Genomic DNA, 14,558 nt, shown 5'->3' on the forward strand with positions numbered 1-14,558 from the left:
AAACTTTCAGGTTTGCATGCTCACGCCTGGTAAAGGCCACCATCTTTGGCAGTAAAGCGTTTTTCGCTCTGGCAACCTTTATTAACCTGCTTACCGGTCAGCATACTGAACCAAGGTTCTGAGGGCTGTTTTGCCTGCAGCTGAATGTCATCAATTCCGGCACAGTCTTTTTCACCGTTGCAGCCATGGCGGTTCAACACCAGCTCTACATGACGGCCTTCGTTTACTAATACCAGCGACTCCGGTGCTTCGCGGTGGCCGCTCAGTGCCACAAACTGCGCCGGATTTTGCAGGCCACTTTTGCTGCCGTCGGCAAAAAACGCCAGCAGGTGCTGGAAATACACCATATAGCACACTACATCTTTGTGCGAGCCTTCCGCTAATGGAAAGGTTTTATCCAGGAAGCCTTTCGAGTAATCCATGATCTGCTTGACATGGCGCTCATTCAGCTGATTAATCACGTTAAGCTCGGTCGCCATCCAGGCTGTTTGGTTTGGCGTGTTTTGGCTGTGGGTTGGGGCCAGTGTAGTCATGTTTTTATCCTCGTTTTTGTCGGGTATTGGTAAATCTCACTAAGCAGGCTTGGAATCCTGCTGGCGCAGCCACAGAGTGTCTGAGCGGGTGCGTCAGCAGCGAGTTGCTGTGGCGAGCACGGCAGGAATTTCAAGTCGTGCTCTGTGCAACTTCATTGTTATCCTGTTCCTAATGAGCTTGTTGCTATCGGTTAAAAGCTAGTCTAGGCTAAAAATCAGCATAATTTCACAATAAAAATTTTACAGTGTTAATTTTACAAAATGAAAGCAAACAAAAGCCTGCTCAGAAAGTAAAATTTTTAGGTACTAAAATCAGAAACCTGAGAAAGTGCAATAACTTAACCATGGAAGGCCAGTCTACCCGTTGCATTAGGGGTAACCCGGAACCGGCGCCGTCGGTGTCCTATCTGTAAATGATTAAACGCGGCAAACGCACGCCCAACATAGAAATGTTGGTGGTGATCGCCGAACTATCTCAAAAAGATCTCGATTGGTTTATAGCCGCTCGCAATTAGTGACTTCTGGCACTATTGGCTGACTTTGTCTTAATTCAGAATGGTTGAAGTTTAGCGAATCTAAACAGGTTAAAAACATGATGAAAATGAAAACACTCGCTGTTGTATTACTGGCCGTTGTATTACTGAGCCTGCTGACCTCCGGATACGGCTACCTAAAGAATGTTCAGCTACTCTTGACGGGCGATTTAGAAGCCGATACGCCTGTAACCGTCCACTTCGAGTACGAAAAAGACCTGATTATAGTACGGGCCAACATTGGTGGAGAATCAGGGCTATTTTTGTTAGACACGGCTGCATTCGACTCAAAAATTGAACGGTCTTTCGCGCAATCATTAAACCTTAGTCCGCTCACCACAAAAAAAGTTACCACAGCACAAGGCGTTGATGGTGAAGTCTCGGTCACGCAGATACCTGAGTTAAGGTTAGGTCAGGCTAAGTTTACCAAAACCAGTGCGGGTATATTAACCTTTGGAGACAGCTCGGCAACACAGTGTATTGCACCTCAGGGACTGATTGGGGCAAATTTAATGAGCAGAGGATACTGGAAGATAGACTACCAAGCACAAACCTTGGCTATCAGTGAGCACCCTTTGGCGATCCCTGATAACGCGACAAAGATTGACTTCAAGCACCCTACTTTATCTGCAGTGCCTGCCATTCAATTAAAAATTGCCGGTTTAGAGGTTGGTGGCGTGCTGTTTGATACCGGTTTCAACGGTGGCTTGGTATTGCCGAGAAATCTCGCTGACAGGTTCGATGCCGATGTTGCTATGAATATTGTCGATCAGTCTACATCGGGCATCTTTGGTACCAACCAAGATGAGATTGTTGTTAAAGAACTTGATGTTGAAATTGGCGCATCAACCGCGACCATACCTGTTGAATTCTCCAGTTTAGATAAAGCGCTGTTAGGCAACGATGTACTGGAGCACTTTGACGTCTACCTTGATTATCAGCAAGACGCCATTTACTTAACACAACGCACTGAAGTTGAAGTGGATTCTCCAAGGTCGTTTGTGGTTGGTATCACAGATAATAACGAATGGGTTGTTAATCGCGCGCTGACATCGCATCCGTTCAAACTTGGAGAGCGCATACGCACCATTAACGGCAAAAAACCAAACGATTTATACAGCGATTTTTGTGACTATTTCCGCAACCTTGACCGCTTGCTTGGTAACGACACCCTTACGCTTGAAACCACAAAAGGCGAAATAATTGAAATCAAGCAGTAGCCCTGCTGCTGTTGTTTTACTGTAAATGCACAATTAATTGGAACAACGCCAAAACACTGGCAGTTCAGCAATAAATGTTAGATGGAGGATGTATGACTAGAATACTGGCAAGTCGTTTAAGTGTGTGCCTGTTTTTAATGTTTGCAGTAGGATGTGCTGTTAAAGCGGTGTTGGAAGTACCGGCTGAAGTGGCAGCAACAGCGCTGGAACAGGTGGTTCAGCAGTTAGATTCTGTGGTGCCAGCCTACAGTATTGTTATTGTGAAGGGGCAGCAAACTATCCTTAATCGACAGTTTGGTGTCGTCAGTGTTGACACAGGGGTTAGGGTAACCCCCGATACGGCATTTTATATTGCCTCGCAAACGAAAGCCTTTGTTGGGCGCATGGCAACACAGCTTAGCCAGCAGGGTATATTGCCATTAGAGACCAAATTGAGTGATATTTGGACCGGTTCTGTATTTAGCAGCAACACTATTCTTAGAAATAAAACGCTGGCCGACGCGTTAAATCATCAGCTGCCAATAAATGCTTTTCCTGTTACGTTTTTAGAAGCGTACGTGGGTGCATTGCCGCAAGATTATTACTTGCCAATATTAGAAGCCACTACCACGGCAAGAACGCCTGGCTTTGAATATGACAACCTGGGTTACAGTGTTTATGCTGCGGCACTGCAGCAGCAAACGGGTAAAAGTTGGCAGCAATGGCTAGATGAACAAGTTTTGCAGCCACTTGGTATGGTTAATTCTGGCACCTCAAATGCTAAATTAAAACAGGTAGTGCAGCCACACCAGCTTATCGATATTGGCAACTGGCATGCATTACCTAACAAGACTGACGACATTATGCATGCCGCTGGCGGTATGTCGGTGTCATCCAATGATATGGCCAGCTGGCTTAAAGCATCGCTCAAACACAAGAACTGGCAACCGTTGGTTGATTTAGAGCAGCGCTATACCCTACGCCAGCATGATGCCTACGACTTGCCGTGTGACGGTTACGCATTAGGCTGGAATGTGTGCTATCTAAATGAGCATAAGGTGTATATGCATGGTGGCGGTTATACCGGCTCTCAGTCACTGATGGCTGTGGTGCCTGGTCTTGAAGTTGGCATAGCGGTTGCCGCCAGTTCTGACCATGTTACCCATTGGCTAAACCGGCAGCTAATTGTCAACTATATTAAGGACGTTACGGGTGAAGCTTTTACTCCAGAAAAACAGAATGAGCTGGTAGCTAAAATGCATGAATTCCGTAACAGCCTCATCGCCAGAAGACAATTGAGTCGCAGCGAGAGTTTGGCAGCAGAAGTATTTAAGGGCGCTCCCTGGCAAGCTACAGCCAGTGAGCTTGGTCGGTTTGCCGGGCACTACGTCAGTGATGAGCTGCCGGTGGCAGCTGAAATTACCTTCAAGGATGGCCAGTTAATAATGCAAATTGGCGCCCTGGTTCGCCAGCTTAAACCAATAACTACCAATAGCCTGGCAGCTTACGAAACGCCGGTGTCGGACTACGAGCCGGTATTCTTTACACGAGATGCCCAAGGTCAGGTAAGCAGCATACGCTATATGGATACGGTGTTAACGAGATAAACGCCAACGCGCCAGGCTAGCTGAGCCAGCTAGCCGCCTTTCCAGCCCAGCGGCCGCTGCCCTTCTCCAGTTTTACTGATACCTCAAACAAAATATTGTTGCTCAGTTTTTTGCTGATTCGCAGAGGCATTTAAACATGACTTCCTGCACATGTGCTTAACACGATAATGCTAAATAATGCCCATTCCGTATTGACTGCGGTTAACTAGCATACGGAAGTAATTATTGTGATTTTTAAACACAAGGTGCTGAGGCGCAGGAGCATGGTGGTGCAACACCGTTTGCTGAGTCACTAATGATTGATATTTTATTGAGCTAGAGAACAAGTATGAACATTCAAACAGATTACCCCATTAACCAAGGTGCGCGATTAAATCAGTTGGATATTCTCAGAGGAGTGGCTCTTCTGGGGATATTGCTAATGAATATTCAAAGTTTTGCGATGCCTGGTGCGGCGTATTTAAATCCTACAACTTGGGGCGACTTACAGGGTGTCAACCAAATCGTATGGATTTTCAGTCATGTTTTTGCCGATGCTAAATTTATGGGGTTATTTTCGATTCTGTTTGGCGCTGGAGTGTGTCTTTTTGCAGAAAGAGCGATGGAAAAACCGGCAAGTCTTCAGCTTTGCACTACAAACGAAATTTTTGGTTGCTGGTGTTTGGTTTAATCCACGCCCATTTTATTTGGTACGGCGATATATTAGTTAGTTATGCCTTGTGTGCTTTTTGGGTATATTGGTTTAGAAATCGCTCCCCCCGTTTCTTAACAATATCGGCGGTGATTCTACTGGCAGTTGCATCACTGTATTCTTTGTTCGTGCATTTTGCGCTTAATAATAATTACATCCCTCAGGAAAGCTTAAATGACATACTGAAGTTTTGGCAGCCTGATGCTGAAGTGTTGCGCAAGGAAATTAATGCCTACCTGGGAAATCCGATTGCACAGTTTCAGCAGCGTTCAGCGGATGCGCTTTTTTTCGAAACACAGCTTTTTTTGACGACGTTTCTCTGGCGTGCCGGCGGCATGATGCTGCTGGGAATGGCGTTGTATAAGAGTGGCATTTTGCTCGGTAAAAGATCGAACAAATTCTACCTTGTATTAGCTATCGTTGGATGTGGAATTGGTCTTTCATTGTCGAGCTATGGTGTTGTTAAAAACCTTGAAAACAACTTCGAGCTGAATTATTCGATGTTTTGGGGCAATCAGTTTAACTATTGGGGTAGTGTGTTTACTTGCCTGGGCTACATTGGGGTGATTAACTTAATGCTGGCTAAGTCGCTACTCAAGGGTTTGCAGCGTCGTTTGGCAAGCGTAGGGCAAATGGCGTTCTCAAATTATATTTGCCATTCTGTATTCTGCACCTTCATATTTTACGGTCATGGTTTGGGGCTGTTCGGTGCGGTTGAACGATGGCAGCAGCTGGTGATTGTGTTGTTGGTGTGGGTGTTACAGTTGTGGTATTCCCCGTTGTGGTTAAATAAATATCATTTTGGGCCACTGGAGTGGGCGTGGCGAAGCCTTACCTATGGGTACCGCCAGCCGTTTAAGAAGTAACGGTTTAAATTGACACTGGCTAATCGCGCTGTTGCAATAATGTCAAAGCTGCCAGTCTGTTGGTTACGCCTATTTTGTCATAGATATTGGATAAACGATTCTTAATGGCGCCAATACCTGTTTCAACAGCCTTGGCGATCTCGCTATGGCTCAGGCCATAACTGGCAAGGGCTAAAATACTCATATCACGTTTGGTTAGCCCTGGCTGTATTGCAGCAACTTGTTTTGTATTCGGGAGATATAGCGGTAAGTGGTCGACATGATGTGATAACAGTATACGCAGCTTCTTCTCTAACTGTTACATACCGTCGTGCCACGATAGCAGGGCATTAATGCCAATCACGGCCAGGTTTGCTATCAGGTCAAACGTTATTTCATCTAGTAAAAAGAAAGCTTAGGCAAACACCGCAACCCAGGTGATTGCATTGCCGACACCATGCACCAGTGCTGGCGCAATAACGTTACCAGTATGATTACGCAGCCACTGAAAAAACGTGCTGGCACCAATATAGATAGCAATTAGCACAGCTACCACGGTAAAGTGCTCTTGTTGCAGATATTGCCACGACCTTACCGAATGCAGCGGTGCTATAACAAAGGCAACCGTTGTTATAACGCCAGCCAGCGTTACCGACATAAAACGATTTAAGCTGCTAAACAGCAGGCCGCGGTACAAAAGCTCCTGACCAATACCGATACAGAAGCCGGTTGCAAACCATGCCAGCCACAGCCACAAGCCGGCAGAAAAGCTGCTTAACAACTGCTCTGCTTCAAGTGAGCCAAATAACATGGCACTGGCCAGCATGCAGCCAAGTAGCAGCTTAGTCTGGCTGCGTTCTAAACGCAGTATATTCGGATTCGTCCACCTAACAGCGGCAACCAATAACATAACCAGTGTCAGTTCTATTGCTAGCCGCAGCGGTTGGTTAAAGTACCAGTGCTGGGCATTTAATAACCAGGGATCCGGTTGCAGCCACAGCCGCACCGGTAACTCCATCAGTAAAAATACCAGCAGCGCGGCAATGCAGAGCAAACCTGCAGGCTTTGGAATTTGTTTAGCGTTGTAAGCGTCTGATTTCACGCTGCAGCTCCTTATCATTACTCTTAATGGCCAGCAGTAGATGCTGCTGCATCATGGTGTTGTTATCACTAAGCTTATGCAATTGCGCCAAGCGAAAATGTGCCCAGTGTTTATCAGGTAAATTATCTGACTTTGGCGCGTTATCAATATAGTTGTTTAATGCTTGAATTCCGCTTTCTAGTTGCTGCTCACTGAACAGTGCGGTGCGGCCAATCTGATACCAGGCATTAAACTGGTAAATTCCCTCTTCATCCAGTGTTGCTTGGGTAGCTGCCGCAAAAGCATTAAAGGCGTCTGCATAGTGTTTGTCTTCCTGTAAAACTAAGCCATGTCGATAATGAAATTCTGCCTGTTCAGGATGGTTTTCCCGGCTTTGTGCCAGCAATTGTTGGTACTGTGCTGTTTGTTCGGTCTGGCGGTAATAACTCAATTTGGCCAGTGTGCCTTGCAGGGCGTTTAATTGCGTTATCTGCTCCACCTCTTGCCACGCCAGCTGTTTATCGCCACCGGCAATGCCAGGTGCGCCAAGGTAAAATGACATCAACCCTTTGCGATAGCTGATATCGTGCGGTTGTAATGCTACCGCTTGCTCTAAACAGCGTAATGACTTTTTCGCGTAGCTAAGTGCTGAGAAAATAGCATTTTCTGCTTGCTGCCCCATAATGCGGCCGCAAATAAACTGCACCTCGGCATTTTGAGGAGCCTTAGCCAGGGCTCTTTCGATATGCTTTTCAGCCAGATTAAGATCTGTCGCCATAATGGCTTTAGCTTGTTGTAATTCGGCCGGGCTGCCGGCACCGGCAACAACAGCAAAGCTTGTTATTGCCGTAATCGTCAGTGCCAAAAAGATGTGTGAAAGCTGCATGGTGTTTCCTCTGTTTGTTTTATTCAGCTTAACAACTCAGTGGAAAGGCGGTTAGTGCCAAAAGTCACTTTTTCAGTTATGACTTTTGGCATAGTACTTTGGTTTGGCGTGTTTTTTACAGCTTCTCTATTTTCCTGCTTCTAGTGAGCTTGTTGCTATCGGTTAAAAACTAGTCTAGGCTAAAAATCAGCATAATTTCACAATAAAAATTTTACAGTATGAATTTTACAAAATGAAAGCAAACAAAAGCCTGCTCAGAAAGTCGCACTTTTTAGGTACTAAAATCAGAAACCTGAGAAAGCGCAATAACTTAACCATGGAAGATCTGTCTACCCGTTGTATCCGGGTAAACCCGGAACAGGCGCCGTCGGTGTCCTATTTGTCAATGATCGAGCGCGGCAAACGTACGCCCGGCATAGAAATGCTGGAGGTGATCGCCGAAGTGTTTCAAAAAGACCTCGACTGGTTTTTAGATGGCGAAGATGAAGGTCAGGATTTAACCCCGCAAAAAGGCAGCCGCGGCGGCATTAGCGGTATGGCGTTGGAGCCGGGCTTTTTATTCTCGAATGATATTCTGCAAATTGCTATTCCGGAAATGCTGTCGCAAACCGGTACCAGTGGTAAACAATTTGCCCAATTGCTAATTCGGGCCCATCAGGAGCATCACCAGAACCATTTCCCAGAGCTGGAACGTGCTGCTGAAGAAGTGGGGCAAAAGCGCATGCCGCTAAGTGTCGATGAACTGCTGGCCATTGTGCAACAACTGGGGTTGAAGGTAAGCTGGTTTACCGAGCCGCCGAAAGAAATTCTGGATGAGTTAGGAGTGTTGTCAAAAAACGTGTCGACTTCGTTTTTCACCCCGCCAGCCACCCTGCATTTAAACCGCTTGCTGCAGCAATTCCCCACCCGCCTGAAGTACGAGCTGGCGGTACACATTGGCCATACGGTGCTGCACAATAAAGATGGGGTCAAAAGCAGTATGACAGTGGGCGGGGCGCACGATGATGAAATGTCGCAATCTACCGCTGTACAACCACAAGATATATTACACGCCTGGCGTGATTTTGAATCCAGCTTTTTTGCCGGGGCGCTGCTGTGCCCCAAACTACCGTTTCGCCAGCTGCTGGATCGCCAGGGCTATGAAATCAGCAGCCATCAGCAGGCGGGTGTGTCGGCGTCAGTAGCTATGCGGCGGATGACCGCAGTATCACCCTATACTCACTGGCATTACTTTGATGCTTATACCCCTGGCAAACTTAAGGCGGTATATCGTGGCAATGGCATACCGCTGCCGTGGGGCAATATGCGCCAGGTGGAAGACCCGTGCCAGCACTGGGCGGTGTTCCGGATGTTTGATGTTGACGGCGTGGCAAGCTCAGCCCAGTTATCTTTGCTGGATGTTAACGGCAAGCCGCGGATTTACTGCTGCGAGTCGACCAAAGTCAGCGATTTAGCCGGTAATAACCATGTGTTGTGCGCCGGCATTGACCTTAACCCGGCATTGTTAGCGCAGGGTGTCGATGCCGATGCGATGGCCAGCGAGTTAAAGCAACTGTGTATTAACAGTGCAGGTGGCGCTAAGGTGCCAAAGGCCATTCAGACTTCACTGACCAGTGTGGCGAATATTCTGAATATCAACTGGGTAGCGCGTAGCCTGCAAAAACCGGCGCAGTTAATTTGTGCCCGTGGCAATAGCTGCCCACGCAGCCCACGCTGCTACTCCTGTCCCAGCAACTAACATATACCCAAACTTTATACCCAAACCAGTTGAAGATGCAGGTAGGCGGCAAGTGAGAGAATCCCCATGAACATAGGTAAGCTATGTGATTGGGGTGAGTGAGTGCAGCCAACACCGCTGCAACTTCAAGTGGGACGGGTATATATATTCTGTTACAACTTGTCGGTTGCAGATATTTGGTTTTGCTTGACGACAGCGCTAAGATAGCGCAGCCATAATTATTATAATCGTATTTCATCCGCGTATTTCAGGAACATATTATGAAAAAAATCAGTATTATTGCAGTCAGCGTTGCACTCGCTCTGGGTTTAACGGCATGCAGCGAACCTGTTGCGAACAAAGCCAGTGAGCCGGTAGCTGCACAACAGCAGGCACCAAGGGTATCTGGTGTTGATAGCCAGTATTTTGACCCGGCAGTAAAATTCAGCGAAGACTTCTTTTTAGCCGTCAACGGCAAATGGCTGGCAGAGACCGACATTCCTGCTGATAAAGCCTCTTATGGCTCCTTCCATATCCTTAACGACAACTCGCAACAGGCGGTTAAAGCTATTATTGATGAAGTGGCTGCCCGCACCGATTTAAAAGAGGGGTCTGACGAGCAAAAATTAGGCCATTTCTTTAACAGTTTTATGGACGAAGCAACGATAGAAAAGCTGGGTTTAAGCCCGCTGCAACCGCAATTAGATGCTATTAGTTCGTTGGAAAACAAAGGCCAATTGCCGGCGTTATTTGCCCGCTTGCAGCGTGATGGGATTGCCATTCCGTTTGGCTGGTTTATAAACAACGATGCAAAAAATTCTACCGAGTATGCGGTATACCTGAACCAGGGTGGCTTAGGTCTGCCAGACCGGGACTATTATTTTAATGATGATGAAAAATCATTAAAGCTGATTGCCGATTACCAAGCCTATTTAACTGATATGTTCAGTATGGCAGGCAATGCCGATGCCGCCGCAGCCGCTGAGCGGGTTTTTGCTCTGGAAAAAGCCCTGGCCGAGCATCACTGGACCCGGTTGGATAACCGTAATGCTGATAAAACCTACAATAAAGTTGCTGTTACCGAGCTGAATAACAGTATGGGTAGTTTTGACTGGGCGGCTTTTGCCAGCGGGGTTAAGTTAGCAGAAGTGAACGACATTATTGTACGTCAGCCGAGCTATTTCGAAGGTTTTGCCAAGGTAGTTGAGGCAACTGATTTACAAAGCTGGCAGGATTACCTGAGTTTAAAAACGATTCATGGTTATGCTGATAGATTGAGCAGCAAATTTGCCGACCGTCGCTTTGCTTTCTATGGCACCACCTTAAGCGGCACCGAGCAGCAGCAGCCACGCTGGAAGCGGGCGGTAGATGCGTCAGATCAGGTGTTGGGTGAGCTGACCGGTAAACTGTATGTCGAGCGTCATTTTAAACCTGAAGCCAAAGCGCGGATGGAAGAGTTGGTAGCCAATCTGATTAAGGCTTATGAAATCTCGATTAACGAGCTGGAGTGGATGACTGAAGATACCAAGGTTGCTGCCCAAGAAAAGCTTAGCAAGTTTACCCCGAAAATTGGTTATCCGGATAAGTGGAAAGATTACTCAGCATTAGAAATTAAAGCTGATGACTTAGTCGGTAATTTTGTCCGTGCCAGCCATTGGGGTTATGACCAGATGGTGGCTAAATTAGGCCAGCCAATCGATAAGAGCGAGTGGTTTATGACCCCGCAAACCGTTAACGCCTACTACAATCCGGTAAACAACGAGATCGTATTCCCGGCTGCTATTCTGCAACCGCCGTTCTTTAATATGGACGCGGATGATGCGGTTAACTATGGCGGTATTGGCGGTGTTATCGGCCACGAAATCGGCCATGGTTTTGATGACCAGGGTGCCAAATATGATGGCGACGGTAATCTGCGCAACTGGTGGACTGAACAGGATAAAGGCCAGTTTCAGGCCCGTGGTGCTAAGTTAATTGGCCAGTACAACAAGTTTGAGCCACTGCCAGGTGTTAACGTTAACGGTGCGGTTGCACTGGGCGAAAACATTGGTGACTTAGGTGGCATGACGGTCGCACTGAAAGCCTACAACTTATCACTGGATGGCAAAGAAGCACCGGTTATGGATGGCTTTAGTGGTGAACAGCGGTTCTTTATCAGCTGGGCCCAGGTATGGCGCACTAAGTTCCGGGAAGAAGCGTTGCGTCGCCAGCTAAGCACCGGCCCGCACTCACCGGCTCATTACCGGGTTATTGGTGTGTTGCCAAATATTCCTGAGTTTTACACTGCGTTTGATATTAAAGAAGGCGATCCGATGTATATCGCGCCAGAACAGCGCGTTAAGATCTGGTAATGTGAAATCCATAGGGTAATATTTTTCTGTTATAATGCACAGGCTGAACACTTAGGTGTTCAGCCTTTTTTGTATATGAGTGACCTATAGTTAAGTGATATGCGGCCGGTTACAATTCCCGCCCTGGCTCGCCACAGCAACTCACAAATGCTCGCGCATTTGCTCAGACACTCTGTGGCGCCCAGATCGGGATTCTAACCTCTGCTGCAAGACTTGCTTAGCTAGCTCGCGAGGTCTGACCACTATAGCAAAGAATATATAACATCCGGTTTCGCATTCATGCCATTTATACCCACTATAAGCGGCGTGTTGCAGGGCCTGATGTCAATTTGGCCCGAATTTTTATATAATCGCGCCCATTCATTCTAAGAATGACGCCGCAGTAGCAAGACTGCCGGCAACGACCAAGAGGATCATACTGTGCTACAACAATATCGCGAACATGTGGCCGAGCGCGCTGCGCAAGGTATCCCGCCAAAACCGCTCAATGCAGAGCAGGTAGCCGCCTTAGTTGAACTGTTAAAAAATCCGCCAAAAGGCGAAGAAGAAACCTTAGTTGATCTGCTGGTTAACCGGGTACCACCGGGTGTAGATGAAGCCGCCTATGTTAAAGCCGGCTTTTTAGCTGCGCTGGCTAACGGTGAAGCTACCAGCAGCCTGATCAGTGCCGAATACGCCACTGAATTACTGGGCACCATGATGGGTGGCTACAATATTCAGCCGTTAATCAGCCTGCTGGATAACGAAAAGTTAGCACCGATTGCTGCTAAAGCACTGTCGCACACCCTGCTTATTTTCGATGCCTTTCACGATGTCACCGAAAAAGCCGACGCTGGTAATAAGTATGCCAAGCAAGTGGTGCAAAGCTGGGCTGATGCCGAGTGGTTTGAAAGCAAGCCGGCGCTGGCAGAAAAAATTACTGTTACTGTCTTTAAAGTATCAGGCGAAACCAATACCGATGACTTATCACCTGCACCGGATGCCTGGTCACGGCCGGATATCCCACTGCATGCGTTAGCGATGCTGAAAAATGCCCGCGAAGGCATTAACCCGGATCAGCCAGGTACAGTTGGCCCGATTAAGCAGTTAGACGAGCTGGACAAAAAAGGCTTCCCGCTGGCTTACGTTGGCGATGTGGTCGGTACCGGTTCATCACGTAAATCAGCGACTAACTCTGTGCTGTGGTTTATGGGTGACGATATCCCGTACGTGCCAAACAAGCGTGGTGGTGGTTTTGTACTGGGCGGTAAAATTGCGCCGATTTTCTTTAACACCATGGAAGACTCAGGCGCGCTGCCAATTGAAGTTGATGTTTCCAAACTGGAAATGGGTGATGTGATCGACATTCTGCCGTTCGAAGGCAAAGTGGTTCGTCATGGCAGCGCTGAAGTACTGGCTGAGTTCAGCCTGGCAACAGATGTATTAATTGACGAAGTGCGCGCCGGTGGCCGTATTCCGCTGATTATCGGCCGTGGTTTAACTGACCGTGCCCGTGAATTTTTAGGCCATGGCCCATCGGATAAATTCCGCCGGCCGCAAGCTAAAGTGGATTCTGGCAAAGGCTTCACTCTGGCGCAGAAAATGGTAGGTAAAGCTTGTGGTGTGCAGGGTGTACGCCCGGGCACCTACTGCGAGCCGAAAATGACCACCGTCGGCTCACAGGATACTACCGGCCCGATGACCCGCGATGAGTTAAAAGACTTGGCCTGTTTAGGTTTCTCGGCCGATTTAACCATGCAGTCATTCTGTCACACTGCGGCGTATCCCAAGCCGGTCGACGTAGACACCCACCACACTCTGCCAGACTTTATTATGAACCGTGGCGGCGTATCGCTGCGCCCGGGCGATGGTATTATCCACAGCTGGTTAAACCGGATGTTACTGCCTGATACCGTAGGTACCGGTGGCGACTCGCACACCCGTTTCCCAATGGGTATTTCCTTCCCGGCCGGTTCTGGTTTAGTGGCGTTCGCTGCGGCTACCGGTGTAATGCCACTGGATATGCCAGAGTCAGTATTAGTGCGCTTTAAAGGCGAAATGCAGCCGGGTATTACCCTGCGCGACTTAGTGCATGCTATTCCATACGTAGCTATTCAGAAAGGTTTGTTAACCGTTGATAAGAAAGGCAAGAAGAACATCTTCTCCGGCCGTATTCTGGAAATTGAAGGTTTACCCAGCAACTTAACAGTAGAGCAGGCGTTTGAATTATCAGATGCCTCTGCTGAGCGCTCTGCTGCTGGTTGTACCATTAAGCTGTCCGAAGAGGCTATTGCTGAGTATCTGGAATCGAACATCGTGATGCTGAAATGGATGATTGCGGAAGGCTACGGCGATGTCCGTACCATCGAGCGTCGGATTCAGGCGATGCAGGCCTGGTTGAAAGATCCACAGCTGATGGCTGCCGATGCCGATGCGGAGTATAGCGAAATTATCGAAATCGATCTGGCTGACATTAAAGAGCCGGTACTGTGTGCACCAAATGATCCGGACGATGCGCGTTTACTGTCTGAAGTAGCTGGCGACAAAATCGACGAAGTGTTTATCGGTTCTTGTATGACCAACATTGGCCACTTCCGCGCGGCCGGTAAGCTGCTGGATAAATACAAAGGCCAGTTGCCAACCCGGTTATGGATTGCCCCGCCAACCAAGATGGACCAGGCGCAGTTAACCGAAGAAGGTTACTACAGCATTTTCGGTAAAGTAGGTGCCCGCACCGAAATGCCAGGCTGTTCACTGTGTATGGGTAACCAGGCACGGGTAGCGGAAAACTCTACCGTAGTGTCTACTTCTACCCGGAACTTCCCGAACCGCTTAGGTCAGGGCGCTAACGTGTACTTAGCGTCAGCTGAGCTGGCGGCAGTAGCTTCTATTATCGGTAAGTTACCAACGGTAGCCGAGTATCTGGAATACGCGAAGCAAATCGACGCTACTGCGGCCGATACATACCGTTATCTGAACTTCCATCAGATGCCACAGTACACCAAAAAAGCGGATAACGTGATTATCCAGCAAGCGGTGTAAACGTCTATGCTATGCAAAAGGCCTGCAACTGCAGGCCTTTTTTATGCTCGCTAAGGTATTACCAACAGCTACAATTTAACAGACGCTGCATCGG

The 14,558-nt window shown here is 47.8% G+C and carries 11 protein-coding genes; 7 read left to right on the top strand and 4 right to left on the bottom strand.

Annotation, left to right across the window (positions count from 1 at the left end; all coding sequences use genetic code 11):
- Positions 1 to 20: 20 nt before the first annotated feature.
- Positions 21 to 533, bottom strand: a complete 513-nt coding sequence (locus tag H141_RS0104480; RefSeq protein WP_019675049.1) for an aldolase/citrate lyase/malate synthase family protein — start codon at positions 531 to 533, stop codon at positions 21 to 23.
- A gap of 592 nt (positions 534 to 1,125) precedes the next feature.
- Here H141_RS0104480 and H141_RS0104495 point away from each other — a divergent pair.
- From H141_RS0104495 to H141_RS20740, 4 genes are all read left to right on the top strand, one after another.
- Entirely contained in the window at positions 1,126 to 2,286 is a 1,161-nt protein-coding gene (locus H141_RS0104495) for a retropepsin-like aspartic protease (protein ID WP_019675050.1), read from the top strand.
- 92 nt (positions 2,287 to 2,378) lie between these two features.
- Positions 2,379 to 3,872 (top strand): serine hydrolase domain-containing protein, encoded by a 1,494-nt coding sequence (locus tag H141_RS0104500; protein ID WP_019675051.1) that lies wholly within the window; start codon positions 2,379 to 2,381, stop codon positions 3,870 to 3,872.
- Positions 3,873 to 4,200: 328 nt separating this feature from the next.
- On the top strand, positions 4,201 to 4,542 hold the full coding sequence (locus H141_RS21075; protein WP_083923029.1) for a DUF418 domain-containing protein: 342 nt from the start codon (positions 4,201 to 4,203) through the stop codon (positions 4,540 to 4,542).
- Positions 4,530 to 5,429 (top strand): DUF418 domain-containing protein, encoded by a 900-nt coding sequence (locus tag H141_RS20740; protein WP_157610736.1) that lies wholly within the window; start codon positions 4,530 to 4,532, stop codon positions 5,427 to 5,429. The genes H141_RS21075 and H141_RS20740 overlap by 13 nt, the downstream gene beginning before the upstream one ends.
- A 19-nt stretch (positions 5,430 to 5,448) precedes the next feature.
- On the opposite strand, the gene H141_RS21080 is transcribed toward H141_RS20740, so the two are convergent.
- The 3 genes from H141_RS21080 to H141_RS0104525 all read right to left on the bottom strand — a co-directional run bounded on the left by H141_RS21080 (position 5,449) and on the right by H141_RS0104525 (position 7,375).
- Positions 5,449 to 5,712 (bottom strand): LuxR C-terminal-related transcriptional regulator, encoded by a 264-nt coding sequence (locus H141_RS21080; protein ID WP_338021164.1) that lies wholly within the window; start codon positions 5,710 to 5,712, stop codon positions 5,449 to 5,451.
- Between the two features lie 111 nt (positions 5,713 to 5,823).
- A complete protein-coding gene (locus H141_RS0104520; RefSeq protein ID WP_019675054.1) occupies positions 5,824 to 6,510 on the bottom strand; it encodes a CPBP family intramembrane glutamic endopeptidase in 687 nt (228 codons plus the stop codon).
- A complete protein-coding gene (locus H141_RS0104525) occupies positions 6,485 to 7,375 on the bottom strand; it encodes a hypothetical protein (protein ID WP_019675055.1) in 891 nt (296 codons plus the stop codon). The genes H141_RS0104520 and H141_RS0104525 overlap by 26 nt, the downstream gene beginning before the upstream one ends.
- A gap of 232 nt (positions 7,376 to 7,607) precedes the next feature.
- Between H141_RS0104525 and H141_RS0104530 the strand changes: the two genes are divergently transcribed.
- The 3 genes from H141_RS0104530 to acnB all read left to right on the top strand — a co-directional run bounded on the left by H141_RS0104530 (position 7,608) and on the right by acnB (position 14,464).
- Complete coding sequence (locus tag H141_RS0104530; RefSeq protein ID WP_026349229.1) at positions 7,608 to 9,113, top strand: DUF3612 domain-containing protein; 1,506 nt, start codon at positions 7,608 to 7,610, stop codon at positions 9,111 to 9,113.
- Between the two features lie 260 nt (positions 9,114 to 9,373).
- Complete coding sequence (locus tag H141_RS0104535; protein ID WP_019675057.1) at positions 9,374 to 11,443, top strand: M13 family metallopeptidase; 2,070 nt, start codon at positions 9,374 to 9,376, stop codon at positions 11,441 to 11,443.
- 420 nt (positions 11,444 to 11,863) lie between these two features.
- Positions 11,864 to 14,464, top strand: a complete 2,601-nt coding sequence (gene acnB / locus H141_RS0104540; protein ID WP_019675058.1) for a bifunctional aconitate hydratase 2/2-methylisocitrate dehydratase — start codon at positions 11,864 to 11,866, stop codon at positions 14,462 to 14,464.
- Positions 14,465 to 14,558 lie beyond the last annotated feature (94 nt).

Source organism: Arsukibacterium perlucidum DSM 18276 (assembly GCF_000382165.1).
In the GTDB taxonomy this organism is placed as follows: Bacteria; Pseudomonadota; Gammaproteobacteria; order Enterobacterales; family Alteromonadaceae; genus Alishewanella; species Alishewanella perlucidum.